Raw genomic sequence first — 24,049 nt, 5'->3', positions numbered from 1 at the left:
CGCCCCGGGCCCGCATCCTGAGGCACGACGGCCCGAGGCACGACGGCCCCTGACCCCGAGCGGGTCAGGGGCCGTTGCGGTGTCCACGGCCCCTAGGGGACGCCCCGGTCGGCCCCCGTAAGGGATGTCACAGCTCGGCAGCAAAGGGCGCTCCGAGAGGCCGGGCCACGCACGTCACTCTCCGGGACCAGGTACGTTCGAAGGCGTGGCTGGATTCAGGATCGGACGCGGCCGGAACAACGGCGCTCCCAACGCGCGACCGCAACACCCTCCGTACGGACAGCAGGCGCCCCAGGGACCGTCGTACGGCGGTCCCGCGGCGCCTCGGCAGCCGTACCCGCAGCAGCCGTACGGGGGTGGCGGCCCCGGCGCCGGCGGCTCACCGTGGCCGCAGCCGCACGGCGGAGGGCACGGCGAGCCGGAGTACTTCGGCGACGGCGGCTACCCCCAGGGCGGCCACCACGGCGGCCAGGCCCCGCACGACCCGTACGCGGCCAACAACCCGGGCCACACCCAGGCGTTCACGGTCGGCGACGACCCCTACAACCAGGGCGAGACCTACCGCGCCGGCTCCGCCCCGCCGCCCGGCCCGGTCGGCCCCCGCCTGCACTGGAAGGCCCTGCTGAGGGGCGTCGTCCTCGCCCCCAACCAGACCTTCCTCCAGATGCGGGACTACGCGATGTGGGTCCCGGCGCTCATCGTGACCTTCCTCTACGGCCTGCTGGCGGTCTTCGGCTTCGACGGCGCGCGCGAGGAGGCGATCAACGCCACCCTGTCGAACGCGATCCCGATCGTCCTGACCACGGCCGTGGCGATGGTCCTGAGCGCGTTCGTCCTGGGCGTGGTCACCCACACCCTGGCCCGCCAGCTCGGCGGCGACGGCGCGTGGCAGCCCACGGTCGGCCTCTCCATGCTGATCATGTCGCTCACGGACGCCCCGCGTCTGATCGTCGCCATGTTCGCCGGCGGTGACGCGCCCTTCGTCCAGATCCTCGGCTGGGCCACCTGGGTCGCGGCCGGCGCCCTGCTGACCCTGATGGTCGGCCGCTCCCACGACCTGCCCTGGCCGAAGGCGCTCGGCGCGTCGGCGATCCAGCTGATCGCGCTGCTGTCGATCCTGAAGCTGGGCACGTTCTGACGGTGTGACCGGCACGCGAAGGGCCCCCGGCGCGACGCCGGGGGCCCTTCGAGATTCTTCCGTCCGCCGTCCGCCGGAATCAGGCGTCGAGCACCTGCCCGGCCCGCCGCACGACGGGAGGCTGAACACTCCACGGGAAGTTGATCCACTCGTCGGTCCGCTTCCACACGTACTCGCACTGGACGAGCGAGTGGGACTTCTCATAGATCACGGCGCTGCGGACCTCGGCGACGGTGTCCAGGCAGAAGTCCCGCACCAGCTTGAGCGTCTTGCCGGTGTCGGCGACGTCATCGGTGATGAGGACCTTCTTCCGGGAGAAGTCGATGACGTTGGGCACGGGCGCGAGCATGACCGGCATCTCGAGCGTGGTCCCGACCCCGGTGTAGAACTCGACGTTCACCAGGTGGATGTTCTTGCAGTCGAGCGCGTACGCCAGCCCGCCGGCCACGAAGACCCCGCCACGGGCGATGGAGAGCACTATGTCCGGCTCGTACCCGTCGTCGGCGACGGCCTGCGCGAGTTCCCGCACGGCGACGCCGAACTGCTCGTAGGTCAGATTCTCCCGAACGTCACTCATACTCGCGTCCCGCCTGCGTTCTCGCTGCTCATGCCCGGCTCATACCTGGGTCCGATGGAAGTTCATGAAGGACCGGGAGGCGGTCGGCCCCCGCTGCCCCTGGTAACGGGACCCGTACCGCTCACTCCCGTACGGGTGCTCGGCCGGCGACGTGAGCCGGAACAGGCACAGCTGCCCGATCTTCATCCCCGGCCACAGCTTGATGGGCAGGGTCGCGAGATTGCTGAGTTCGAGCGTCACGTGCCCCGAGAACCCGGGATCGATGAACCCGGCGGTGGAGTGCGTGACGAGCCCCAGCCGTCCCAGCGAGCTCTTTCCCTCCAGCCGCGAGGCGAGATCGTCGGGCAGCGAGACGACCTCGTACGTACTGGCCAGCACGAACTCGCCGGGATGCAGGATGAACGGCTCGTCCCCCTCGGGCTCGACGAGCCGGGTGAGGTCCACCTGCTCGACGGAGGGGTCGATGTGCGGGTACCGGTGGTTCTCGAACACCCGGAAGTAGCGGTCGAGGCGCACGTCGATACTCGACGGCTGCACCATGGAGTCGTCGAAGGGATCGATGCGGACGCGCCCGGAGTCGATCTCGGCCCGGATGTCCTTGTCTGAGAGAAGCACGCACCGAGGATACGCAAGGCGCGCGGAGCAGCGACAACCGCCGCCACCCCGCGCGCCCGGACCTAGTGGGTCCTACCCACTGGTCCTACCGACTGGGTCCTGCTGACTGCGTCCTGCTGATCCTCTGAGGTCTCCCCGGCGGGAAGGCCGGCTACCGCTTCACCGACCCCACCGGCACGGCACTCCGCAGCCGCGCACACCGCGGACATCGGACGAGCCGGCCGGGGCCGAGTCGCTCGGCCTGCTGCATCGGGAACGAGGCGGCGGTGAATACGTGCCCATCGGCACAGCGGAGGACGGTGCGATCCATCAAGTCCTTCAAGTCCCTTCCCCAAGAGCCGCGTCTGGCTTACTACCCTGACGACAAAAGCCACAGTACGGGATCAAAGAGACGACTCTCCAGGCGGCACTCCGGCCCCGCCCGGCCCCTCGCTCACGCGCCAACCGTACGCCTCAACTCCGGCCCCCCGCAGCCGCATCACCCCCGCCGAAACGCCCGCCGGCCCCACGGCGCGAACACCGGGGGCCAGCGATGAGGTAGAGTGAGCGAGCGTCCAGCCACCGACGTGGTCGGCGTCTTACGCGGGTGTAGTTTAATGGTAGAACATCAGCTTCCCAAGCTGAGAGCGCGAGTTCGATTCTCGTCACCCGCTCCATGAAGAAGGCCCAGGTCAGCGACCTGGGCTCTTTTGCTGTCCGTTGTGATCACTGGCCGCGTGCCAGATTCGTGCCAGAAGGTGTCTCGGCCGTCTTCCGGGCAGCCTCTTCCCGGGCCTTCCGGACGGTGGCATCGGGGCCGGCGGCGACCTCCTCCTGTCGCTCCTCGTCGGAGTGCTGATAGATCAGCGTGGCCTTCTCGGACGACTGTCCGGCGCGCACCATCGTGTCCTTCAGGGTGGCGCCCGACCGGGTGGAGAGCGTGTGCCCGGTGTGCCGCAGGTCGTAGAACCGGAAGCCCCCCGGCATGCCGACGACCTCCCGGGCCTTCCGCCACTTCCGCCCGAAGGTGCTGCGCCGGAAAGGAGCCCCCTTCTCACCGACGAAGAGCAGCCCGTCCGGCCCCGGCTCGGCGTGCGACTCCAGATGCCGGCGGAGCTCCCGGCGGAGGAAGGCGGGAAGAATCACGGTCCGGGTGCCTGCCTCGGACTTGGTGTCGCCCTGGACGCGTCGCCCGTTCATACGCTCCGGCTCGGCGAGACGGACACGGAGCCGTAAGTGGTCAAGGTCAACATCCCTGCGCCGGAGACCGGCTAGCTCTTCCGGTCGGAGTGGACCGTACGCGCCGAGACAGACCATGAGCCGCCACCGCATCCCCACCGCATTGGCCAAGGCGCCCACCTGGCCCACGGTGGCGATGCGCCGCTCAGCGGCCTTCTCCTTACCGGCGCCCTTGATGCGGCACGGGCTGCGCGTGATCAGTTCGTCGTCCCCGGCCGTCTCCATGATGGCCCTGAGGAGTCGATAAGCCTTGGCCGTGATCGTCTTGGCGCCCGTGAGCCGCAGCCGTTCAGCCCGCCACTCCCGCACTCCTGAAGCGGTGGTCGCCGGCCGGTGTCCGAACGCCGTCACGGCTGCGGCGGCCTCGGTGGATACGCCGCACCGCTCGAACTCCGGGCGGGGCGAGCGACGCGGCAGGACATGGTTCCCTGCCGCGGCGGACGGGTCAGGGCGCCTTCCAGAGGGTCAGTTCGGCGGTGCACGTCGCCGGAAGGCACGTGCACACGCGAGGCGCCCCGATGTGGGCGTCCCCGCCAACCGGACCGAGCGCAGAACCCGTTCGTGCACAGGCTCTGCCGATCGTTCTTCGAAGCCGCGCCCACAGCATGCCCGTAAGGGTGGACGGCCACGGTCGACAACAGTACGAACCGACCCTCATGACCACGCCGAGGAGAGAACATCTGCCCAGGCAAGAGACCTGGATCCCGTTCACGCGCCGTCGCTTCGGCTTCGCCTTCCGGACGGTGGTGGCGAGGCCGGCGCGGATCATCTTCCGTATCGGAATCTCACAGCTGGTGCCGTACGGAAGCCGAATCCGACGTGGCGCTGAGACGTGCGGGTCGCGTCTGTCCGCCGGTCGCGTCGAACGCCGACGCCCGGAAGGCCGAATGGCCTCGCCGGGAACAGCCGGTGCGTCCGGCGCGGTTGCACCGACCGAGGGGCCGGCGCCGGACGGCGGGAGCACCGAGGCCGCGAGGTCGTCCGCCCCACCAGGATCCGGGCTCCAGGATCGCGGCACGCCCGCCGCGCACTCGGGCCAGGACTTATGTCCACAGGAGGACTGTTTCATGACCGACCGGCCCTTGACGCTCATGGCAGTACATGCCCACCCCGACGACGAGGCCACCGGAACCGGGGGTGTCCTCGCGCGGTACGCGGCGGAGGGCATCCGCACGGTTCTCGTGACGTGTACCGACGGCGGTTGCGGTGACGGGCCGGGGGGTGTCAAGCCGGGCGAGCCCGGGCACGACCCGGCGGCGGTCGCCTTGATGCGTCGTCAGGAACTCGAAGAGAGCCGTGCCGTCCTGAAGGTCAGCGATCTGGAGATGCTGGACTACGCCGACTCCGGGATGATGGGCTGGCCGAGCAACGACGCCCCCGGATCCTTCTGGCAGACCCCCGTGGAGGAAGGCGCGGCCCGACTCGCGGAACTCATGCGGCACTACCGACCCGATGTGGTCGTCACCTACGACGAGAACGGCTTCTACGGCCACCCCGACCACATCCAGGCCCACCGCATCACGATGGCGGCGCTGGAGATGACCGCGCTGACACCGAAGGTGTACTGGACCACGATGCCCCGCTCGGGGATGCAGCGGTTCGGCGAGATCATGCGCGAGTTCCATCCGGACATGCCGGAGCCGGACCCGGCCGAGGCCGCCGCGATGGCCGAGATCGGCCTGCCTGACGACGAGATCACCACGTGGGTGGACACCACCGCGTTCAGCGGTCAGAAGTTCGACGCGTTGGCCGCGCATGCCAGTCAGGGCGAGAACATCTTCTTCCTCAGGATGGGAAAGGAGAGGTTCGGCGAGTTGATGGGCGTGGAGACCTTCGTACGTGTCCAGGACGCCACCGGCGCGGCCCTGCCCGAGGACGATCTCTTCGCCGGACTGCGCTGATCCGCCCGTAGGACCAGCCGGGAAAGCGCATCGACCGCACGGCGCGACCGGGCGGGTCGCTCCCAGCGCTTCGGCGGTGCTCCCCGGGAGGACTTCCCGCGCCTTCGGGCCGGCGGCGTGCCCGTACGACGGGTCGACCACGGTCGACAGCGGTGCGGTCCTGCGCCCGCAGGGGTCACGCCGGAAGCAGACGGCCAGGCCGGAAGTGTCCGGCTGCGCAGGCGCCGTCGCTTCCCGAGCTGAGAGCGCGAGTTCGATTCTCGTCACCCGCTCCATGAAGAAGGCCCAGGTGGAGACCCGGGCCTTTTTGCTGTTCACGATGCTCACTCGCCACGTGCCAGATCTGTGCCAGAACGCTTCCCGTCGGCCTGCCGGGCAGCGGCGGCCCGAGCCTTCCGGACGGTCGCGTCGAGGCCGGCGGCAACCTCTTCCTGACGCTCGTCGTCGGAGTGCTGGTAGATCAGCGCGGCCTTCTCGGACGACTGCCCGGCGCGGACCGTCGTGCCCTGCAGGGTGGCGCCGGAACGGGTCCCGGCTCGCCGTTGGCCACGAACCGCGTCAGGGATCGCTCCAGCAGCTCGAGAAACTGCCGCAGGTCATCAGCCACCCGGTCGAGTTCCGGTTCGTCCAGCGACGCCGTTCGCGTCCGGTAGATCACTCCGCCAGGGCTAACGACATAGGACAGGCCGCCGCCGTCCGAGCCGATGACCAGACCGTCGGCCTTCCTGTCCGTGCTGACATCGACAGCGCCGTACTGCTTGAACCGTGGAAGGACATCGCCCGCCGAGTCGACGAAGTAGCCGTTGCCGACGTCCGCCCAGGTGACGTCGCCGATGGTGTCGTAGAAGGTGACCAGGTCGGCAGGGACGATGCCAGCCTGGGCAAGCGTGCGAGCCGCGGCCCGGTCGGCGGGGTCGGCCAGCCGGACCTCAGGGCAAGAAGAAGCAGCATCTGTGATCACGCCTCCCACCTGCGCATACGGCGCGAGTGGAGGCATTCTCGTGCTCTGGGACCTCCCTGGAACGTTGTCATCGCGGACCAGGCCCGGGGGTTAGCCCGGACACGTCGGCGGAAGGATGCCGATATGCCCAAACCGAATACCTTCACCGCATGGCTGAAGACTCACGCCGATCACCGCACTGCCATTGGAGATCTCGCGCGGGACGTCTCCCATGACCCCGACTGGCCCTCCGGCAAGGGAAAGCAGGGCCAGCTTGACTACCTCGAAGAGCGCGGCGCCATCGACGCGGCTATCGAGACGCTCAAACGTGCCTGGTCTCAGTACGAGGCGTACCAGGCCGCTCAGAGAGATACCTGAGTGGTCAGGGAGCCGGAAGCGCCGGAGCCATGAGTCGATCACCGCATGGAACAGGGAGCGGTCGCAGACGATGCCTCCGGCGGGGGATCGGCCGGCACCGGAGTGGAGGCGGGCGCCGTTGCCGAGCGGAGCAGACGTGGCCCAGTGCGTCCAGGTCGTTCGAACAGTGGCGCGCTCTACCTGAACGCCCCTGAACCACGCCCGACTCCACGGTGTGCGGGTCGACGGCGGACGGGAGGGGAGCTGGGGCGAGTGGGAGTTCAGGTGGGTTGCGAAGTGACCTACTTGTGGGTGGCAAAGTAGGCGAGCAACACGGCTCCGGCTCCCAGGACGACCAGCTGCACAATGCCGGGGAGACGCCAACGCAAAGCAAGAAGGCCGCCGCCCGTGATGACCGCACCGCCGGCCAGAAGCCACATTCCCCGCAGTGCTTCTTTGGGCGCGCTGGGCGGAGCGCCGCCGTTGTAGCTGTCGGCCCATCCAGCCATGCCGTATTGGATAAGCACCAACCAAGCGATGACCATCAGGTCTATGAGGAGCAGCGCCACGCTGACTCCAAGTTGCGCACCAGTCGTGGGCGCGCCCTCGGATCTCATAACGACCACCGTGTCCACTTCGTGTGCCAGCCTGTTGATCGCATGCCGTTCAGCATGCTGTTGTGACTGGCTCTACGCATGAGCACAGGTACTCAGTCTCAGACCGGTCAAGAGGCGCTCTGCTCCCTGACATCAGCGCCTGACACCAAAAGACGCGAATGACAGCAATCGCTAGCACACTGGCACGGACTGTCTTTCCTTCGCTGGGACGAGTAGTCGCGCGAAGCGGTGTCTCATGATCGACCTGGTAAGGACGAGGCCGCAGCTCCAAGTGCCGGGCCAGATGGGCGGTGCATCTTGCTGGGGTGCGCCCGAGGCTCGGCCGGCCGGGTGGTCTGAGCCCGAATGTCGGCCTCAAGTGTTAGAACACCTACATGGTGTACAGGTTCACGGCACAGATTGCATGCGGGCTCGACGATCCGGGCCAGGATGACTGCTTGATGGCCGGGGTGGCCGAGTCGGACGACGAGGATGCTTTCTCCCTGTTGTTCATGTGCGACTTCGACGAGCCCGACGCGCAGGATGTAGGCCTCGGCATGGACACGCACTGTCTCGTTACGCCCGACCAGGGCACTGCCTATGGCTGTGTGCGGGCTGTGGAACTGGACGGCGATGTGCTCCGGGTGACCCTGGACCCCTCTTCCTTGGACGCCCTTGGCCTGGCCGATCCCGTGGTGGAGGCCTTGCTCCGGGCGCCGGCAGCAGACGTGGCGCGTATGCGCGAGGTTCTGCCGCGGATCCTGGCGTTCGGGCCTTCGGATGCCCGCCCGAACCTGATCAAGCTGTAGCGCGGCACAGCAGCGAAGTACAGCAACCGCGCACACTCGGTAGTGCCCTCACAAGGCCGCGCCACGACTGGCATGACCGCCCACGGCCCTTCTCGACGCAGCTACGGATCAGAGCCCGTGCCACAGCCGTGCCAGATCGGGCGGGGACGCACGGGGAACGGCAGGGAGGAGTTCGCCGGCCAGATCGACCCCTGAGCACTCCGCCGCAGGTCAGTTCCACAACAGGCCGCTAGTGACCCGAGCTTCCCAAGCTGAAACGCTGAGGCCCCAGAAGCACGCGTTGGCAGGCGGGGCGGTCCGTCGCACATGACCACCAGGACCCGGCGGATCACCGGGCACACGCCGGGATACGCTCACGGCCTTGGCTTGGGTCAGCCACCTCAATTCCCGGGGGGGGAATTATGACGATTTCCTTTTGTGGTTGTGTACCACTCAGGGTGACGAGCGCGACCTTCGCTGTTGTGCTGCTTGCTGCGGGAGCGAGTGCCTGCGGAGAGGGCTCGGCGAGTAACTCCCCGAATCAGGGCTCGCCCAGGGTGACGCCCGCTACGGCCGTGGCGAAGGCGGCGGCGAACTCCGAGCGCATCACGTCGCTCCACTACCGGGTCACCGGGACCGTGCCGGACAAGGGCCGGTTGGAGGCCGAGGCATCCATGACCACGGAACCCCTGGCCATGAGTGTGAAGATGAACGCGACCGACCAGGGTGGAGACGGTCAGTTGGAGGTCCGGTTCGTCGACGAAGTGATGTACGTAAGCGGGAGTGCGATCGACTTCGAGAAGCTGGATGGCAAGAGCTGGTTCAGCGCCGACCCGGCTGTATGGGGACGCAGCGTGGTGGACAACCAGTCCTACGGCATACTGCCGCGTCAGATCGAAGGCAACCCAGCCGTGCAGTCCACGATCCTGACCGCATCCAAGAACGTGCGAAGCATCGGGACAGAGACGATCGACGGGACCCGGACCACTCACTACAGAGGAACGGTCACCAGTAGCGGCATCGGCGCCGCCCGTGACGCTGCCGCCAGCGAGGCGGCTCGGGAGCGCCAGATCAACAGCCTTGATCAGTTCACAGCGCTACGCGTCGAGGGCACGCTCACCATGGATCTGTGGATCGGCGACGACAACCACACCAGGCAATTCCGCATGCGGGGCGACACTTACGCCACACGGAGCGGCGAGGGCAAGCCGCTGGAGCTGGTCGACGGCGATCCGCTCGACTTGACCTTCACCTTCCTCGACGTTAACCAGCCGGCGACCATCAAGGCACCACCGTCCGCAGACACCGCTGACCTCGGCGCACAGGTGGACAAAACACAGGCAGGATGAGCAACACACGGGAGGACTCGGCCTGCATCACCGCGCTGATGCAGCGCTACGGGGCGCAGAAGCGTCAGGTGGCCTAGAGCGTGGAGGACGAGCGGCGTGCACCACAACCGCACCAGATCCAGCGGGTTCGATTCTCGTCACCCGCTCCATACTGAGGCCCCGGTCAATGACTTGGGCCTCAGTCGTTTCCGGGCCGCGCCGTGCCAGGCCGCTCAGCAGGCGCTCTACGACCTCCCTCATCCACTGCATATACATCGGCGGCCCCTCGCTTCCTCTCGACGAGCAAGTCCGCATCGTCTGGCGCGTGCCGGAGCCCGGGTCCATGCCCTTCCAGAGGGTTCGGAACGGTGGGGGTGCCGCTACTCGGGCGTGACACGCCCCTGTCCGATGCCGACCATGCCATCGTTCAGCCTGATCCGAGCAGGTCGAGAGGGTGTCCCTCCCAGCCGACCTGCCAACCGGGCAGGAGACCGCTGAGCCAGAACCGAATCCGCACGGCGAGCACCGCCTCTACAAGGCCTCGCGGCTCAGACCTTCTCCGCACTCAGGCGCGGATGCTCGGCAGTGAGCAGCCCGATGTCCTCCACGTCCGAAGTCAGAATCGTCACCCGGCCGGGATGCTGCAAGGCGGTGGCGCACAGCATGGCGTCGATGGCGTACTTGTGGCCGTGCAGCCCTGCTGCCCGCAGCAAGGCGGCAGCGGATTGTGCGACGGATTGGGTCACCGGCTCGACGCTCAGGCGGGACAGGGTCCACTTCAGTGCGGCGTCGTTGATCTTCGGATGGATCACCTCGACCAACACGGCCGCCGAGGTGATCACGGGCAGGTCCGCGTCGCGAGCCGCCGTCAGCCACTCGTGGATTTCCCGATCCCGGTGTATGGCCTTCGCCAGGCCCTCGCTGTCCAGGACCAGGACACCGCTCACGCGGCCGCCCCGGCCTTCGTGGCGCCTCCGGTCAGCCGGGCACGCTTGGCCGCCACGGCCTCGGGATCGGCCGGACCGTGCACCTTGTCGAAGTCTGCGATCAGTTCGTCCAGATTGTCGCGCTCGATCTGCCGCTGGGCCGCCTTCTCCAGGTAAGCCGAGACACCTCGCTTGCCGACCCGCTCACGGATGGCCTGCAGGGTTCCGGCGGTCAAGGTGACGGAGATACCGCTGGTGGGGCCGTCGCCGGGGGAGAAGTCAACGTCGCCGTCAGTCACACTCCGAGTATGCCATTCGAAATAGCACAATGGGCGGAGCGTGCACCGCGCGGCTCTGATCGAATGACAGAGGAACCGGCGCCAGACGCTCGTGGATGCAGTGCGGCCGCAACGCCCCGTTCAACAACTGATCCCCGCACTGGACGGACCGTGCGCAGCCGGCTCCTCGGTGGCGGTGGCCTACCGCTTTCCGAGGGCCCTGCCCTGCCCTGCCCTTCGCATGCCTGTAGGGACGGAAACCCACGGTCAACGACGGTGCGTTCCGACACGCACGATCACCTCGGGGGTCAGGTATCGATCTGGGCAGAGCCATGGAGCCTGTGCGAGCGCACATCGCGAGACGCTGTTCATGTGACTCGCGCCATGCGTTGAGCGAAGGGTGGTCAAGTCGCATACGTAGGGGGCGGCTTGCGAGGCAGGCTGCGACTCGCGGCCCGGTCCCGCCGCCAGGCGGGCACCAGGTCTCCGAGTGCCGTCCGAAGAGCCGCGGCTCTCGTCGGATGAGGACGTGGACGAGGACGAGGAGTCGTAGGCGCCGGAGCCGCTGAAGATGGGGCTGCCGTCGTCCGTGGCGGCGGACGAGACGGCGGGCGCCCCGGTGCGCCTGCCGTACCGTGCTCACGGCGTCCCTGGGCTGCCCCACTTCGCCGCTCGGCACGCCGAGCCGTCGACGACGGCGTCGCGGTGCCCGATCGTCGTACCGACCGGATGGTATGCAGCGTGAGTTCTTTCCTCTAACCTTCTGTCGTCCACCGGCGCGGTGCGGGCCCCGAGAGCGCGTTCCCCTGCCCGTGCCGGCCCTCGAACACCGGGAGACCTCCATGGCCGTCGATCCCTCGGGAGCCGCGCTCGCGGCGCTGCGCACGCACGCCCCGAACGAGCCCGTCGTCATGCTCAACCTGCTGCGTTTCGCACCCGGTGGCCGTGACGCGTACCAGGAGTACTCGCGTCGGGCCGCGCCCTTCCTGCGGCAGTACGGCGGCGAGTTGCTCTACGCCGGTGACGGCGGTGCGCCGTTGGTGGCCGAGGACGGGCAGGCGTGGGATGCCGTGCTGCTCGTCCGCTACCCCAGCCGGGACGCGTTCAGCCGCATGGTGGCCGACCCCGAGTACCAAAGGATCACGACGCTGCGGAGCCAGGCCCTGAGCGAGGCCGTACTTCAGCCGACCGTCCCCTGGGCGCGACGCAGCAGGGACTGATCACCCCCTCGCGCCCTCGCGCCCTCGCGCGTCTCGACGGCCGGGTCGTGGGCGTCGTCGCGAGCCAGCCGCAGTCGCTGGCCCGGTGTCCTCGACATCGAGGCCAGTGAGAAGGGTGCCCGCTTCATCCGGTTGTGCGACGCCTTCAAGATCCCCCTGGTGACCCTGTTCGACGTACCCGGCTGCTTCCCGGGCGTCGACCAGGAGCACGGCGGAATCGTCCGGCACGGTGCCGAGCTCCTCCACGCGTACCGCAACGCGTCCGTGCCCCGGATCTCACTGATCCCGCGCAAGGTACGGAGGCGCGTACATCGTCAGGCGTCGTCTTCCGACGCCTGATCGCCGAGGCCGACGATCCCGACGCGATGCGGGAACAGCCGATCAAGCTGATCAAGGAGTAAGGAGTAAGGAGTATCGGGCGGAGCTGGCGCGCCCCTACCGCGCCGCCGAGCGCGGCCTCCTGGTCGGTGACGTGATCGACCCGGCCGAGACCCGCCAGGTGGTCATCCGCCGCACCCCCGGGCAAACGCCCCCGAACGGTACGAGGAATCGATCCGAGGAGTTGGTGACGAGGAGTGCGCGTACACCGTTCGGAACAGGGTAATCGGTGGGCCTCAGAGGAAAACTCACTCCTACGAATGAGCGAGATCCACGCATACGCGCTCACGTGTCGAGAAGACTCGAGAGAATGGAATCACAATGATTGTCATTGGCCTCATCCTACTGATCATCGGGATACTGGTAGGAATGTCCCTCCTGACGACGATAGGCGGGATCTTGATTGCGGTCGGCGCCATTCTGTGGATTCTCGGCGCCACAGGGCGTGCCGTCGGCGGACGAAAGCACTATTTCTGACCCAGCAGGTGTCAGGTCCCCCTCCGCCCGCCGGTGGATCGGACCGGCAACGGCGTGGTCAGGGCCCACAGAACCCGGGCCCGCGTCGTCGCTTGCCGAGTCGGTGGCGCGAGTTCGCTTGTCGTCACCCGCTGCATGGGGACCCCAGGCCAGTGGCCTGGGGTCCCTTTTTGTCACCTGCCGGCGCTCGGCGCCCTTGTGGTGCCGGTGCGGATCAGCCGCAGTTCCACACGGCGGGGAAGCGCGGGTAGGTGCTGCCCGCGCGGGCCTTCGCGCCCGCCAGCGTGCCGTCGTCGCCCAGCGCGTAGACCATGCCGTCGCTCGGGGCGGCCCCCACGCTGCTGGTCAGCTGCCAGAGGCTGGAGCCCAGCTTCTTGCTGGTGCCGAGGATCAGGCCCTGGCTGTTGATGGCCCTGGTGCCCTGGCCGTTCGGCAGGGCCGTCGCCTTGCCCGTCCTGTCCCACAGGACGGCGGACCTGGCGAAGTCGGAGGTCAGGGCGTCACCGATGACATAGCCGTTGGAGATCCCGGTGACCTGGGCGTGCGCCGCACCGGACGGGATCGGAAGCGGCTTCGCGACTCCGTCCTTCCACAGGTACGGCCGCCAGGTGCCCTTGGGGTTGTCCACGGCCGTGACCGCCACCGTGCCGTCGGTGTCGACGCCCTCGACGTTGCTGCCGCGCGGGAAGCCGGGCAGCCTGACCACGGTGCCGGGCCGGTCCGCCGGCCACTTGTAGACCTCGGAGTAGTTCGGGTCGGCGCCGCGGCCCTCGCCGTAGATGTCCCCGTTCTCCGTGATCACACGGGTCTGCACGTCGTACGTGCCGGGGAGCACCGGAAGCTGCTCCAGCTTGCCGTCGCGGGAGACGACCGGGAACCACGACCAGGACGGGAACCCATCGGTCACACCGGTGACCTTGGCACCGTGCCCCACGACGGTGCCCTTGCTGTTCACGTCGCTGATGTAGAGGTCGAAGTCGGCACCGGCCGCGGGCCCCAGGTCCGTGAGCCGGCCGTCCTGCCAGAGGACGGCATGCTGCAGCGAATCCTCCTCGGGGAACTCGATCTCCCCCGCGTACACCCCGTTCCCGCCCGTCGCCACCACGGCGCCCGCCTCGATGCCCGACGGCACCGGCAGATGGGCGGCCTTGTACGTGCACGCCTGGGCGGCGGCCGGAGGTGTGGCCTGGGCGGACGGTGCGATGCCGGTCACCGCGGCGGCGGCGAGGAGCGTCGTGGCCAGTAACGTGACGCTGCGTCTTTTCGGGTTCATGTCATCCCATCGAAGCGGTGAATGCCTGCTCGCCCAGACTTCACAGCGCGCCTATGTTCCCCCTATGCCACCGTCGGCGAGGCCGCGGCATCCGGCCCTGGACGGCGGGGGTCGCCGCCGGGCGGGCCGAAAGCCCTGAGGGTCGCGTCGACGAGCGAGTCGGCGTATGCGGCGGTCAGCGGACCGCTGCGGTGCAGCCACCGCTGGAAGAGGGGGGCGTAGAGCACTTCGAGGGCCAGGTCGAGGTCGGCGTCGGCATCGAGCTGGCCGGCGTCCTGGGCACTGCGCAAGCGTGCCTTCTTCGCCTCGTCCAGCGGCCGGGCCAGCTTCTCGCGGTACTCGGCCGCCAGCGCGGCATCGTTGGAGATCTCGGCGTTGAGGGCTCGGATCAGCCTGTCGAAGGACGGGTCGGCGAACTCCTGTGCCGTGGCACGCATGACGAGCTTGAGGTCCGCCTCGACGTCACCGGTGTCCGGCAGCGCGACCGACTCTCCGTCCGCGTCCGCGCTCAGATCCAGGAGAGCGGCGAAGACGACCGCGCTCTTCGACGGCCACCGCCGGTAGATCGTCTGCTTGCCGACGCCGGCACGGGTGGCGATGGCCTCGACGGTGACCTTCTCGTACGCCTCCTCCACGACCAGCGCGCGGGTCGCCGCCAGGATCGCCTGCCGGGACCGTTCCTTGCGCCGGGAGTGGTCCGGCCCCTTCTCGTTGGACATGCGCCCAGTCTAGGCACGAAGGGAAACGAGACGGGCCGTATTGCATAGTCGAGGGCCGTGCCCTAAGCTCAGAACGAACCGAGACGACCCGTTTCGTTTACTGAGAGTGAGACAGCGTGACGCAGGCAAGAGTCTGGCTCATCACCGGAGCCTCCCGCGGCCTGGGCAGGGCCTTCACCGAGGCCGCGCTGGCGGGCGGCGACCGAGTGGTCGCCGCCGCCCGAGACGTCGGCCCCCTGGAGGAACTGACCGCGAAGTACCCCGACCACCTGGTTCCGCTCTCGCTGGATGTCACCGACCGCCAGGGCGTGTTCGACGGCGTGGAGCGGGCGGCGGCCGCCTTCGGCAGGCTGGACGTCGTCGTCAACAACGCCGGCGTGATGCTCTACGGCATGGTGGAGGAGGCCACGGAGGAGCAGATCCGGGCACACATGGATGTGAACTTCTTCGGCGCCGTATGGGTGGCCCAGGCGGTCCTTCCCCACCTGCGCGCCCAGGGCGGGGGCCGGCTCCTCCAGGTCACCTCGATGGGCAGCGGCGGCGGCATGGCCACCGTCGGCTTCTACGGCGCGGGCAAGGCCGCCCTGGACTCGGTCAGCGAGGCGCTCGCCATGGAGGTCGAGGGGTTCGGCGTCAAGGTCACCGTCGTGCAGATGGGCGGCTACGAGACCGGCCTGTTCACCACGGGCACCACGACCACCGAACCCCAGGCGCGGTATCAGCCCCTGCGCACCGAGATGGAGGCGATGTGGGGCGACGCCGTCGCCCCGGACCCGGGCACCGCCGCCCCGGTCATCATGGAACTGGCCGCGCTGCCGGACCCGCCCCGACGGCTCATAGTCGGCAGCCAGTCCTTCGATCACGTACTGGAGATGGGCCGGGCCCAAGCGGATCTGTACCGGTCCTGGGAGCACCTCAGCCGCATCGCCCCTGGCTGACCGGCCGCACGCCACGGCAGGCGGGCGAGCGCGGCCGAGATGGCCGACCGGCCGCGCACCGGGCTGGAGGACATCCCCGCCGAGCCCCACCGAGCCCAGCCCCACCCAGCCCCACCCAGCCCCGCCGAGCCCCGCCGAGCGGCCGCTGGTCAGTCCCGGTCGCGCCCGAAGACCCGCGGCCGGCCAGAGACTCGCGCCTCTCCGGAGAACCTGGTCGCCGCCGCCCGCGCGGTCCGCCGCGAACCGCGCCGGCCGGCCGGCGGGCCGTCAGCCGGCGGTGCGGCGCCGTGGCGGGGTGAAGGCGTAGAGGTCCAGGATCTCCGGGCGGGGCGCCACGCCGGGGCCGCCGGCGCGGGCCCACGCGGCCACGTCCTCGGTCCCGTCCGCGTCGTTGACCAGCCCGAGCCAGACCGGCCGCGCCCCGGCGGCCCGGCCCTCGGCGGAGGGCTGCACGACGATGACGTTGGCCTGGTCGCAGACGTCGAGGCAGTCGGAGACCCGTACCGGCGCCGCGGCGCGCAGGCGTTCCGTCTGGGCCGCGTGGTCGACGCCGGTCACTTTGGGGCTGCCGCAGCAGCAGTCGCGGCAGACGACGATGCGGCACGGCACGGGGCCGGTAGCCGTGGCGGGCGGCCACGCGTCGTCTGTCGTCGGTCCGGTCGGCGTTGCGGGCATGCGGTGCCGTCCCTCTCTCCGGGGAGATCCGCCCCGGTGGTCCGTCGAGGAGGCGACCGCGTGAGTCTCCTGGCTCTCGGGTCGCTGCTCGCCCCGGCCTTCCCACCCGTTGCCGGGCAGTGGCCTGTCGGGACTCGCTCGCCGATCACAGTGGCGGGACCGCGCCGGATTCACACCGGCTTCCTCGTTCCGCCGTCGCCTTGTCGCCGGCCATCATCCCATTCGGGCGGGACGGTACGCCCGCCCGGATCAGGCCGTCATTCCGTCTCCTGAGCGTGCGGCGCCGTCGCGGGCGGATCGGCCGGACGGTCCCGTCCGCCGTCGCGGCCGGACACCACCACGACGACGAGTCCCACGACGACGGCTCCGGCGACGACCCGTCCTGCCGCACGCGCCCACCAGGCGGGCCGGGCCGCACCCGCGCCTCCCCTCTGCGTACCCAGCCGTTCGGCCCGCCGGGCGGGTCGCAGCAGACGCAGCAACAGCAGGGCCGCCACCGGAAGTTGCAGCAGCCACAGGACGGTGCGCGGCCACTCCCCGTACCAGACGTTGGTCCCGTACAGCAGGGTGTGCCACACGCTCAGCACGTATACGACGATCACGAACCGGTGCAGCCGTCGCCACGTGTTCGCTCCGATGCGGTGCCGGACGTAGAACAGCAGTCCCAGCGGTATCGCCAGGTACAGGGCGCCCTGGCCGAGCGGGATGGCGACTTGGCCGGTGCCGGAGTCGTACCAGCCGGGCACGAAGCTGTCCGCGAAACCCACCCACAGCCGCTCGGCCCAGCCCACCTTCGTCTCGTAGCGGACGAGTTCGGCCGCGAACATCAGCGCGTGCGCGAACATCAGGGCCATCGTCGTCAGGCTCGTGGTGCGGTGCCAGCGCTCCAGTATGTGACGGGAGACCGGCAGCCGGGCGGGACGCGGTCCCGTCAGCAGCAGACCGAGCATGACCGTGCCCCAGGCCCACAGCAGACCCGACCATCCGAACGCCTGGCTGAGCAGGTACATCCAGTAGGTGCCGGGGTCGTCCATGAACGGCATCACCGCGACGGTGTCCGAAGCACCCGACTCCATGCGCGCGTACAGGAACGCGAACACGAGCGCCGTGACCAGCACCGCCGCGGTGGCGTCCGGCAGGGCGGAGCGCAGGTCGCCGCGGAGCGCGACGCGGTCGGCGGGAGGCCGTTGCCGTGCGGGCCGGTCCGTCGTCCCTGTCTCCCTCGGCCCCCCTGTCCCGTCTTCGTCCGGCCTCGCGTCTGGCAGCATCAGGGCCTCCCGGGCACGGGCCACCGCACGGACGGGGCGCATGTGTCGTGGGGCAGCAATTCTGGCCGAGGGGGCGGCGGCCACCGAGGGGATATCCGGCCACAGCTCGGCGGAGTTGACGCTTCCGGCCCGTAGGAGGCCTGGTTGTCCGCGCACTTCCCCGGGTTTGTCCGTGATCGGTAACGGACGCAGCCCCCGGGCACCGTTCCCCGTCCTCTCTGGTGATCCCGACGGTGGTGGGGATCGGCGGGAAACTACGCGAAGGCGGGCGGACATGGCGCGGCACAGCGGCGGGCGGGGTTGGTACGGCAAGGTGGTCGGGGCGGCCCTCGGGGTGACGGTGCTCGCCGTCGGAGCCTCGGTGTGGACCGCGCAGGCCGACGCCGTGGGTGGCTCGTCACCGAAGGCGACCGCGTCGCCCACGCCGGGCAGTGACGTCAAGCGGGTCGCGGCGACCATCGCGCACGCCTCGGACAAGGGGGCGCGCGGCGTCAACATCACCATCGACGACGGCCCCGACCCCGCGTGGACCCCCCAAGTGCTGGACCTGCTGCGCGAGTACGGGGTGAAAGCCACGTTCTGCGTGACGGGGACGCAGGCGCAGGCCCACCCCGGCCTCGTGAAGGAGGTCGTCGCGGCGGGGCACCGGCTGTGCGACCACACGGTGTCGCACGACACCGCCATGGACAGGAAGTCCGAGGCCTACCAGTCCCAGGAGATCCTCGACGCCGAGCGCATGATCACCAAGGCGTCCGGTGGCGTGCGCCCGATGTACTACCGGGCACCCGGCGGGGCCTTCACCCCCTACAGCCGCGAGCTGGCCGCCTCCCGGGGCATGCGCCCGCTGGGCTGGAACGTGGACACCAAGGACTTCGAGCGGCCGGGTGCGGACGCCATCGTCGAGACCGTGCGGCGGGAGCTGCCGAACGGGCCGACGATCCTCTTCCACGACGCGGGAGGCGACCGCTCCCAGACGGTCGACGCCCTGCGCCGTGTCCTGCCCTGGCTCAAGGAGCAGGGCTACTCGTTCGGTTTCCCGGTGCGCTGAGCCCGGCGGCGCCGGCGCTTCCGTCGGATCAGAAGGCGCCGTTCAGGTGCCACCAGTCGGTGCCTGTCACGATCCCTCGTTCCAGTGCGCCTGTTCCGCTCCCCTTGTACACGAGCTGGCAGCCGACGCCCCGGCACTCCTCGCTGCGAAATCCGCTGTCGGTGAGGGTGACGAGGTCGGTGCGGCCGTCGCCGGTGACGTCGCCCAGGCCGAGGAGGGCGTCCATGACGTTCCAGCCGCCGGTGCCGATGAGCTTGCGGCTGCCGAGAGCGCCGGTGGACGTGCCCGGGTAGAGGTACAGCTTGCCGGTGGCGGCTTCGCGGGCGTAGAGGTCGGGGTGGCCGTCACCGTTGGTGTCGCCCATGCCGACGAACGCGTTCATGGCGTTCCACCCGCCGGTGCCGATCAGCTTGCGGGAGCCGAGAGCGCCGGTGGAGGTGCCGGGGTAGAGGTACAGCTTGCCGGTGGACTTCTCGGCGGCGATCAGGTCGGAACGGCCGTCGCCGGTGAGGTCGCCGAAGGCGGTGAGCTCGCGCATGCCGTTCCAGCCGCCGGTGCCGATCAGCTTGCGGCTGCCGAGAGCGCCGCTGCCCGTGCCGGGGTAGAGCCAGAGCCTGCCGGTGGACGCCTCGCGGGCGATGACGTCCTCGCGGCCGTCACGGCTGAAGTCGCCGTGCCGGGTCAGGGCGCTCATCGCGTTCCAGCCGCCCGTGCCCACCAGTCGACCGGTGCTGTCACCCGGCAGGAACCAGAGGCGGCCCGCCTTGTCCCGGACGAGGACGTCGGCCCGGCGGTCGGCGTTCAGGTCACCGAAGCCCGCCGACCGGGGCGCGGTCGCCGCGTACCACTGCGGATGGGCCGGGGCGGAGCACTCCCGCGCGGTGCGGACGAACCGCACCGAACTGACGGCGCCGCCCCCGTTGCCCCACTCGGTGCCCGCGGGGTCGGGGTTCCACACGGAGGCGCCGGCGGTGGACAGACCGTAGTCCGGGTCGTCGTAGAGGCAGGCGAACTCGGACGTGCGGTTCACGACCGCTCGGAAGGTGTTGTCCCACCCTCCGAGCGTCGCCTTGTCGGTATTCGTCTTGTACATGGTGCCGGTGCCGTCGTACGTCTTCCAGGCACAGAAGTAGCCCTTCGGGCAGTCACTGATCGCTGCCTGGGCGGGTGTCACTCCCGTGCCGAGGAACCCGAGCGAGAGCCCCAGCGTCGTGGCCAGCGTGGCCAGGCGCCGAAACGGTGGTATGCGCATGTCTTCCCTCCCTGACGCGGCGCGGAGAACACACTCAACGCGCCGCGCGAGGAAGATATACCGTCGACGTGGATCACTCCGCCGCGCGGGTCGCCATCGTGGCCCCGGGCTCCGGACCCTCGGGCTCCGGACCCTCGGGCTCCGGGGCCACCCCCGACCGGTCGCCCGACGCGGTGATCGTCGCTCAGGCCGGTTCGAGTCGCGGTTCCGGTCGCCGCACCGGTACCGCGGCCTTCGGTTCCCACCGCTTGACGGTCCGCGCGTAGCCGTAGACCACCGATGCCATCGCCAGAAGGAGAAGTGGCCCGGCGATCCACGGGTGTTCGGCCATTTCCATCGGCAGGTAGCGGGTCGTCACCAACAGGGCGGTGAAGACCAGGGTCCCGTATGCGACCAACTGGATTCCCTGCCGGTCCCAGCCGTGGTCGAGCGAGCGCAGTGCCGCCTCGATCGTGACCGCGAACACCACTCCGGCCACGAGGTCGATTCCGTAGTGGTAACCGAATCCCAGCGTCGCGGTGAGGGTGGCGATAAGCCAAAACGTTCCTGCGAATCGCAGCAAACGGGGGGCCTTACGGGAATGGATGAATATCACCGTGGCCCACGCCGTGTGCAGGCTGGGCATGCAGTTGCGGGGCGTGATCCCGTCGTACGTCCACGGGTGCGGGGTGCCGAGCGGCGGTGACGTGTCCGGCCACAGGTTGGCCAACGCCCATTGCTCGCCGCCGGTGCCGAACGCGCCGGTGCCGTAGGTGAAGACCGGTCCGACGACAGGGAAGATCATGTAGATGGCCGGGCCGAGCAGGCCGATCACCAGGAAGGTGCGGACCAGGTGGTGGCCCGGGAAGCGGCGCTCGGCCGCCACGCGGCGCAACTGGTACAGGGCGACGACGACCGCGGCCACCGCGAGCTGGGCGTAGACCCAGTCCAGAACATGGGTGCCGACCGGGCCGGTGGCCTCCACGGCGCGGCCCACCAGCCACGACGGGTTGCCCAGCGCGTGATCGGCGACCGCCACGTACGGGTCGAGCACGTCCGGGCGGGTCTTCGACGTGATCAGCAGCCAGGCGTCGCCGGTCTTGCGGCCGGCCACCAGGAGCAGGCCCAGTCCGACGCCCTTCAGCAGCAGGACGCGGTCCTGGCCGGTGCGGCGCGTGACGGCGACGACCGCGACGCCCAGGATCACCCACAGCGCGCCGTTGCCGAAGGAGTGGCCCTCGGCCACTGTGGCGTCGGCGGCCCACCGCACCAGGGCGACGGCGACGTCGATTCCGACCGCCGCACCGGCCGCGACGAACCGTTGCCGCCAGGGGAGGACCACCATCGTCAACGCCATACTGGCGTACAGCAGCGGCCCCGAAGCGGGGGCGAACACCAGCTCCCGCGCCTGATGGGTGATCGGGCCGGGCAGGCCGTAGCGACGCGCGGCGATCTCCAGCGTGATGAGGAATCCGAGGGCCACCGCAGCCGCCACGGCCCAAAGTCTCGCCCGCGGTCGGCGCAAAGCGGAGAATGCGCTTCTGCTACCTATTCGTGAAAACACCCGCAATGCCTTCTTTGTCAATCTTTAGTCGATTTGCCGCTTTCCTGTTCACGAGGAGCAGCCCGTCGGCAGAGAAAGACGGAAAGATTACCTCTCGGGTTCCGTTCCTGTTTCCGGCGGGTCCCATTTTCCGTGCGGGGCGCCGCCCGCCGCGGGCCGCGCGGCCGGCCGGGGCGCGGCCCGCCGGAGCCCGGCCGGCCGCGCAGGTTCCCCGCACCCCAGGGGGACGTGTCCTTTGTCTCGCAAGACACCCCTCACCCCTTTTGCCGCTTTCACCGTGTCCGGCGACGCAGAGGCGGCACAGACCCTCATCACGGGAGGTCATGGCGCTGCGGGCGGCGGCACGGGCGGTGAGGCTGCGGTCCACGGGGGGCAATATCTGCCGCCAGGACAGGAGAAATCAGTCGGACGCCCGGGGAATATTCCTCTATCGGCCAGTCGGAGCAGGATTATCGCCAGCGCCCCGGCGATCACGCCGTGCTAGTGTCGAAGGCAGTTGCAGTTGTGGTTGCCTGAAGGTTTTTCCGACGGGGTGATCATCACGGCGACCGGAGTTCACACAGGGTGAACTCCGAGCACCGTACCGAAGGAGAAAACTATGGCTTCCGGCACCGTGAAGTGGTTCAACGCGGAAAAGGGCTTCGGCTTCATCGAGCAGGACGGCGGCGGCCCCGACGTCTTCGCCCACTACTCGAACATCAACGCCCAGGGCTTCCGCGAGCTGCTCGAGGGTCAGAAGGTGACGTTCGACATCGCGCAGGGCCAGAAGGGCCCGACGGCCGAGAACATCGTTCCCGCCTGACGCTCACGCATACTTCGCAGCTGGGGCCCGCACCTTCGGGTGCGGGCCCCAGCTCGCCGCGTTTCCGGGCGCAGCGCGCCCCGCGGGGGTTCCCGTTCCGCCCCGCGCACTCAGTTTTTCCGGTTTCATCAATTCTCCCGGTCCACACGGCTGTATCCGCCGAAACCGACCGGGTCCGGCTCGTTCTTGCGATTCCCTGCGCCGTTCCCTTGCTGCGGGTCTCCCTTGATACGTGCCATATCAAGGAAGGTTCCCCATGAACCGCGTACGCACCAACGACCGACGACGCTCCGGCGGCGGCCCCCGCCGCTCCCAGACCTCCGGCCGCCGGCCGGCCGCCCCCCAGGGCGGCGAGTTCGCGCTGCCGAAGACGATCACGCCGGCGCTGCCCGCCGTCGAGTCGTTCGCCGAGCTCGACATGCCCGCGCGCCTGCTGACCGCACTCACGGGCGAGGGCGTGACCGCGCCGTTCCCGATCCAGGCGGCGACCCTGCCGAACTCCCTGGCGGGCCGCGACGTACTCGGCCGCGGCCGCACGGGCTCGGGCAAGACGCTCGCCTTCGGTCTCGCCCTGCTGTCCCGCACGGCCGGCCGGCGCGCCGAGCCGCGACGTCCGCTCGCCCTCGTCCTGGTACCCACCCGTGAGCTGGCCCAGCAGGTCACCGACGCGCTCGCCCCGTACGCCCGCGCCCTGGGCCTGCGGTCGGCCACCGTGGTCGGCGGCATGTCGATCGGCCGGCAGGCCTCCGCGCTGCGGGGCGGCGCCGAAGTCGTCGTCGCGACGCCCGGGCGGCTCAAGGACCTCATCGACCGGGGCGACTGCCACCTCGGCGACGTCACCGTCACCGTCCTGGACGAGGCCGACCAGATGACCGACATGGGCTTCATGCCCCAGGTCACCGCCCTGCTCGACCAGGTCGCTCCCGACGGGCAGCGGATGCTGTTCTCGGCCACCCTGGACCGCAACGTCGACCGGCTGGTCCGCCGCTACCTGACGGACCCGGTGGTCCACTCCGTCGACCCGTCGGCCGGTGCCGTCACCACGATGGAGCACCACGTGCTGCACGTGCACGACACGGACAAGCACCGCGCCACCACCGAGATCGCGGCGCGCGACGGCCGGGTGATCATGTTCCTGGACACCAAGCACGCCGTGGACCGGCTGGTGAAGCACCTGCTGAACAGCGGCGTCCGCGCCGCGGGCCTGCACGGCGGCAAGTCCCAGCCGCAGCGCACCCGGACCCTCGCCCAGTTCAAGGACGGGCACGTGACGGCCCTGGTGGCGACCAACGTCGCGGCCCGCGGCATCCACGTCGACAACCTCGACCTGGTCGTCAACGTCGACCCGCCCAGCGACCACAAGGACTACCTGCACCGCGGCGGCCGCACGGCCCGCGCCGGCGAGTCCGGCAGCGTCGTCACCCTGGTGACGCCGAATCAGCGGCGCGACATGACCCGGCTGATGGCCTCGGCCGGTATCACCCCGCAGGTCACGCCGGTCCGTTCGGGCGAGGCGGAGCTGTCCCGCATCACCGGGGCGCAGGCCCCGTCCGGTGTCCCGGTCGTCATCGCCGTACCGGTCGTGGAGCGCCCGCGTCGCGCCGCGTCCGGCGGGGGTTCCTCGTCCCGTGGCCGTCGCGGCCGCTCCGCGCAGGGCCGCGCCGGCCAGGGTTCCGCCACCCAGCAGAGCCGTACCGGCCAGGGCCGCAACGCCCAGGGCCGGCCCGCCGGCGAGGCCCCGCGCCGCAGGCCGCGGCGCCAGTCCGCCGGTGGCTCGGCTGCGTAGCTCCTCCC

22 protein-coding genes, 1 tRNA gene, 3 pseudogenes and 1 riboswitch are annotated in these 24,049 nt (G+C 69.7%); of the genes and pseudogenes, 12 read left to right on the top strand and 14 right to left on the bottom strand.

Annotated features, from left to right (window positions below):
- Positions 1-124 precede the first annotated feature (124 nt).
- Positions 125-1,138, top strand: coding sequence for a YIP1 family protein (locus ACIQ6R_RS21920; protein WP_404222928.1), 1,014 nt, complete (start codon positions 125-127; stop codon positions 1,136-1,138).
- A 79-nt stretch (positions 1,139-1,217) separates the two neighbouring features.
- Here the strand turns inward: ACIQ6R_RS21920 and ACIQ6R_RS21915 are convergent, their stop codons facing one another.
- Positions 1,218-1,715 carry a phosphoribosyltransferase gene (locus ACIQ6R_RS21915; RefSeq protein WP_121748162.1) on the bottom strand — a complete coding sequence of 166 codons (498 nt, stop codon included), beginning with the start codon at positions 1,713-1,715 and terminating at the stop codon, positions 1,218-1,220.
- 39 nt (positions 1,716-1,754) lie between these two features.
- The gene (dcd, locus tag ACIQ6R_RS21910; RefSeq protein WP_375911015.1) at positions 1,755-2,330 is read right to left on the bottom strand and encodes a dCTP deaminase; all 576 of its coding nucleotides are present in this window, start codon (positions 2,328-2,330) and stop codon (positions 1,755-1,757) included.
- Positions 2,331-2,912: 582 nt separating this feature from the next.
- Between dcd and ACIQ6R_RS21905 the strand changes: the two genes are divergently transcribed.
- A tRNA-Gly gene (locus ACIQ6R_RS21905) sits at positions 2,913-2,986 on the top strand.
- Between the two features lie 49 nt (positions 2,987-3,035).
- Here the strand turns inward: ACIQ6R_RS21905 and ACIQ6R_RS21900 are convergent.
- A pseudogene (locus ACIQ6R_RS21900) lies at positions 3,036-3,869 on the bottom strand (tyrosine-type recombinase/integrase); the annotation flags it as partial.
- Between the two features lie 746 nt (positions 3,870-4,615).
- Here ACIQ6R_RS21900 and ACIQ6R_RS21895 point away from each other — a divergent pair.
- Positions 4,616-5,449 carry a PIG-L family deacetylase gene (locus tag ACIQ6R_RS21895; protein ID WP_404222927.1) on the top strand — a complete coding sequence of 278 codons (834 nt, stop codon included), beginning with the start codon at positions 4,616-4,618 and terminating at the stop codon, positions 5,447-5,449.
- Positions 5,450-5,772: 323 nt separating this feature from the next.
- Here ACIQ6R_RS21895 and ACIQ6R_RS21890 read toward each other — a convergent pair.
- Together ACIQ6R_RS21890 and ACIQ6R_RS21885 are read right to left on the bottom strand one after the other, a co-directional pair.
- Positions 5,773-5,979: pseudogene (locus ACIQ6R_RS21890) on the bottom strand (site-specific integrase); the annotation flags it as partial.
- Positions 5,910-6,410, bottom strand: coding sequence for an SMI1/KNR4 family protein (locus ACIQ6R_RS21885; protein ID WP_404222926.1), 501 nt, complete (start codon positions 6,408-6,410; stop codon positions 5,910-5,912). The pseudogene ACIQ6R_RS21890 and the gene ACIQ6R_RS21885, both read right to left, overlap by 70 nt.
- A 123-nt stretch (positions 6,411-6,533) precedes the next feature.
- Between ACIQ6R_RS21885 and ACIQ6R_RS21880 the strand changes: the two genes are divergently transcribed.
- Positions 6,534-6,767, top strand: coding sequence for a YozE family protein (locus tag ACIQ6R_RS21880; protein ID WP_404222925.1), 234 nt, complete (start codon positions 6,534-6,536; stop codon positions 6,765-6,767).
- Between the two features lie 281 nt (positions 6,768-7,048).
- Here ACIQ6R_RS21880 and ACIQ6R_RS21875 read toward each other — a convergent pair whose 3' ends face one another.
- Positions 7,049-7,315, bottom strand: a complete 267-nt coding sequence (locus ACIQ6R_RS21875; RefSeq protein WP_404222924.1) for a hypothetical protein — start codon at positions 7,313-7,315, stop codon at positions 7,049-7,051.
- Positions 7,316-7,737: 422 nt separating this feature from the next.
- Between ACIQ6R_RS21875 and ACIQ6R_RS21870 the strand changes: the two genes are divergently transcribed.
- Together ACIQ6R_RS21870 and ACIQ6R_RS21865 are read left to right on the top strand one after the other, a co-directional pair.
- Positions 7,738-8,151 (top strand): Imm10 family immunity protein, encoded by a 414-nt coding sequence (locus tag ACIQ6R_RS21870; protein ID WP_404222923.1) that lies wholly within the window; start codon positions 7,738-7,740, stop codon positions 8,149-8,151.
- Positions 8,152-8,705: 554 nt separating this feature from the next.
- Positions 8,706-9,479, top strand: coding sequence for a hypothetical protein (locus tag ACIQ6R_RS21865; RefSeq protein ID WP_404222922.1), 774 nt, complete (start codon positions 8,706-8,708; stop codon positions 9,477-9,479).
- 527 nt (positions 9,480-10,006) lie between these two features.
- Here ACIQ6R_RS21865 and ACIQ6R_RS21860 read toward each other — a convergent pair.
- Together ACIQ6R_RS21860 and ACIQ6R_RS21855 are read right to left on the bottom strand one after the other, a co-directional pair.
- Positions 10,007-10,405: a PIN domain-containing protein gene (locus ACIQ6R_RS21860; protein ID WP_404222921.1), complete on the bottom strand. Its 399-nt coding sequence runs from the start codon at positions 10,403-10,405 to the stop codon at positions 10,007-10,009.
- The gene (locus ACIQ6R_RS21855) at positions 10,402-10,683 is read right to left on the bottom strand and encodes a hypothetical protein (RefSeq protein ID WP_404222920.1); all 282 of its coding nucleotides are present in this window, start codon (positions 10,681-10,683) and stop codon (positions 10,402-10,404) included. The genes ACIQ6R_RS21860 and ACIQ6R_RS21855 overlap by 4 nt, the downstream gene beginning before the upstream one ends.
- Positions 10,684-11,504: 821 nt before the next feature.
- Here ACIQ6R_RS21855 and ACIQ6R_RS21850 point away from each other — a divergent pair.
- Both ACIQ6R_RS21850 and ACIQ6R_RS21845 read left to right on the top strand, forming a co-directional pair.
- A complete protein-coding gene (locus tag ACIQ6R_RS21850; protein WP_404222919.1) occupies positions 11,505-11,882 on the top strand; it encodes a DUF1330 domain-containing protein in 378 nt (125 codons plus the stop codon).
- Between the two features lie 20 nt (positions 11,883-11,902).
- Positions 11,903-12,390: pseudogene (locus tag ACIQ6R_RS21845) on the top strand (carboxyl transferase domain-containing protein); the annotation flags it as partial.
- A gap of 561 nt (positions 12,391-12,951) precedes the next feature.
- Here ACIQ6R_RS21845 and ACIQ6R_RS21840 read toward each other — a convergent pair.
- Positions 12,952-14,010: a hypothetical protein gene (locus ACIQ6R_RS21840; RefSeq protein ID WP_404222918.1), complete on the bottom strand. Its 1,059-nt coding sequence runs from the start codon at positions 14,008-14,010 to the stop codon at positions 12,952-12,954.
- Between the two features lie 62 nt (positions 14,011-14,072).
- Positions 14,073-14,729, bottom strand: coding sequence for a TetR/AcrR family transcriptional regulator (locus ACIQ6R_RS21835; protein ID WP_404222917.1), 657 nt, complete (start codon positions 14,727-14,729; stop codon positions 14,073-14,075).
- 116 nt (positions 14,730-14,845) lie between these two features.
- On the opposite strand from ACIQ6R_RS21835, the gene ACIQ6R_RS21830 reads away from it, so the two are divergent.
- Positions 14,846-15,667, top strand: a complete 822-nt coding sequence (locus tag ACIQ6R_RS21830; protein WP_404173295.1) for an SDR family NAD(P)-dependent oxidoreductase — start codon at positions 14,846-14,848, stop codon at positions 15,665-15,667.
- A 267-nt stretch (positions 15,668-15,934) separates the two neighbouring features.
- Here the strand turns inward: ACIQ6R_RS21830 and ACIQ6R_RS21825 are convergent, their stop codons facing one another.
- Both ACIQ6R_RS21825 and ACIQ6R_RS21820 read right to left on the bottom strand, forming a co-directional pair.
- Positions 15,935-16,342, bottom strand: coding sequence for a (2Fe-2S) ferredoxin domain-containing protein (locus tag ACIQ6R_RS21825; protein ID WP_404222916.1), 408 nt, complete (start codon positions 16,340-16,342; stop codon positions 15,935-15,937).
- A 62-nt stretch (positions 16,343-16,404) separates the two neighbouring features.
- A riboswitch (cobalamin riboswitch) is annotated at positions 16,405-16,531 on the bottom strand.
- Between the two features lie 68 nt (positions 16,532-16,599).
- Positions 16,600-17,610, bottom strand: a complete 1,011-nt coding sequence (locus ACIQ6R_RS21820) for a ferric reductase-like transmembrane domain-containing protein (protein ID WP_404222915.1) — start codon at positions 17,608-17,610, stop codon at positions 16,600-16,602.
- 274 nt (positions 17,611-17,884) lie between these two features.
- On the opposite strand from ACIQ6R_RS21820, the gene ACIQ6R_RS21815 reads away from it, so the two are divergent.
- Positions 17,885-18,658: a polysaccharide deacetylase family protein gene (locus tag ACIQ6R_RS21815; protein WP_404173289.1), complete on the top strand. Its 774-nt coding sequence runs from the start codon at positions 17,885-17,887 to the stop codon at positions 18,656-18,658.
- 28 nt (positions 18,659-18,686) lie between these two features.
- On the opposite strand, the gene ACIQ6R_RS21810 is transcribed toward ACIQ6R_RS21815, so the two are convergent.
- Positions 18,687-19,910 (bottom strand): FG-GAP-like repeat-containing protein, encoded by a 1,224-nt coding sequence (locus tag ACIQ6R_RS21810; RefSeq protein WP_404222914.1) that lies wholly within the window; start codon positions 19,908-19,910, stop codon positions 18,687-18,689.
- 184 nt (positions 19,911-20,094) lie between these two features.
- The gene (locus ACIQ6R_RS21805) at positions 20,095-21,414 is read right to left on the bottom strand and encodes a phosphatase PAP2 family protein (protein ID WP_404223027.1); all 1,320 of its coding nucleotides are present in this window, start codon (positions 21,412-21,414) and stop codon (positions 20,095-20,097) included.
- 637 nt (positions 21,415-22,051) lie between these two features.
- Between ACIQ6R_RS21805 and ACIQ6R_RS21800 the strand changes: the two genes are divergently transcribed.
- Complete coding sequence (locus tag ACIQ6R_RS21800; protein WP_055418803.1) at positions 22,052-22,255, top strand: cold-shock protein; 204 nt, start codon at positions 22,052-22,054, stop codon at positions 22,253-22,255.
- 256 nt (positions 22,256-22,511) lie between these two features.
- A complete protein-coding gene (locus tag ACIQ6R_RS21795; RefSeq protein WP_404222913.1) occupies positions 22,512-24,041 on the top strand; it encodes a DEAD/DEAH box helicase in 1,530 nt (509 codons plus the stop codon).
- The last annotated feature ends 8 nt before the right edge of the window (positions 24,042-24,049 follow it).

The organism is Streptomyces sp. NPDC096048 (assembly GCF_044763415.1).
GTDB lineage: Bacteria > Actinomycetota > Actinomycetes > Streptomycetales > Streptomycetaceae > Streptomyces.
This window is presented reverse-complemented; position numbering and strand designations above follow the sequence as displayed.

What these genes read in the sequence shown, in the direction of transcription:
- ACIQ6R_RS21825 (WP_404222916.1), bottom strand. Translation starts at nt 16,342, where the DNA reads ATGCCCGCAACGCCGACCGGACCGACGACAGACGACGCGTGGCCGCCC.
- ACIQ6R_RS21880 (WP_404222925.1), top strand. Translation starts at nt 6,534, where the DNA reads ATGCCCAAACCGAATACCTTCACCGCATGGCTGAAGACTCACGCCGAT.
- ACIQ6R_RS21920 (WP_404222928.1), top strand. Translation starts at nt 125, where the DNA reads ATGTCACAGCTCGGCAGCAAAGGGCGCTCCGAGAGGCCGGGCCACGCA.
- ACIQ6R_RS21800 (WP_055418803.1), top strand. Translation starts at nt 22,052, where the DNA reads ATGGCTTCCGGCACCGTGAAGTGGTTCAACGCGGAAAAGGGCTTCGGC.
- ACIQ6R_RS21840 (WP_404222918.1), bottom strand. Translation starts at nt 14,010, where the DNA reads ATGAACCCGAAAAGACGCAGCGTCACGTTACTGGCCACGACGCTCCTC.
- ACIQ6R_RS21850 (WP_404222919.1), top strand. Translation starts at nt 11,505, where the DNA reads ATGGCCGTCGATCCCTCGGGAGCCGCGCTCGCGGCGCTGCGCACGCAC.
- ACIQ6R_RS21815 (WP_404173289.1), top strand. Translation starts at nt 17,885, where the DNA reads ATGGCGCGGCACAGCGGCGGGCGGGGTTGGTACGGCAAGGTGGTCGGG.
- ACIQ6R_RS21870 (WP_404222923.1), top strand. Translation starts at nt 7,738, where the DNA reads ATGGTGTACAGGTTCACGGCACAGATTGCATGCGGGCTCGACGATCCG.
- ACIQ6R_RS21820 (WP_404222915.1), bottom strand. Translation starts at nt 17,610, where the DNA reads ATGCTGCCAGACGCGAGGCCGGACGAAGACGGGACAGGGGGGCCGAGG.
- ACIQ6R_RS21795 (WP_404222913.1), top strand. Translation starts at nt 22,512, where the DNA reads ATGAACCGCGTACGCACCAACGACCGACGACGCTCCGGCGGCGGCCCC.
- ACIQ6R_RS21915 (WP_121748162.1), bottom strand. Translation starts at nt 1,715, where the DNA reads ATGAGTGACGTTCGGGAGAATCTGACCTACGAGCAGTTCGGCGTCGCC.
- ACIQ6R_RS21835 (WP_404222917.1), bottom strand. Translation starts at nt 14,729, where the DNA reads ATGTCCAACGAGAAGGGGCCGGACCACTCCCGGCGCAAGGAACGGTCC.
- ACIQ6R_RS21895 (WP_404222927.1), top strand. Translation starts at nt 4,616, where the DNA reads ATGACCGACCGGCCCTTGACGCTCATGGCAGTACATGCCCACCCCGAC.
- ACIQ6R_RS21810 (WP_404222914.1), bottom strand. Translation starts at nt 19,910, where the DNA reads ATGCGCATACCACCGTTTCGGCGCCTGGCCACGCTGGCCACGACGCTG.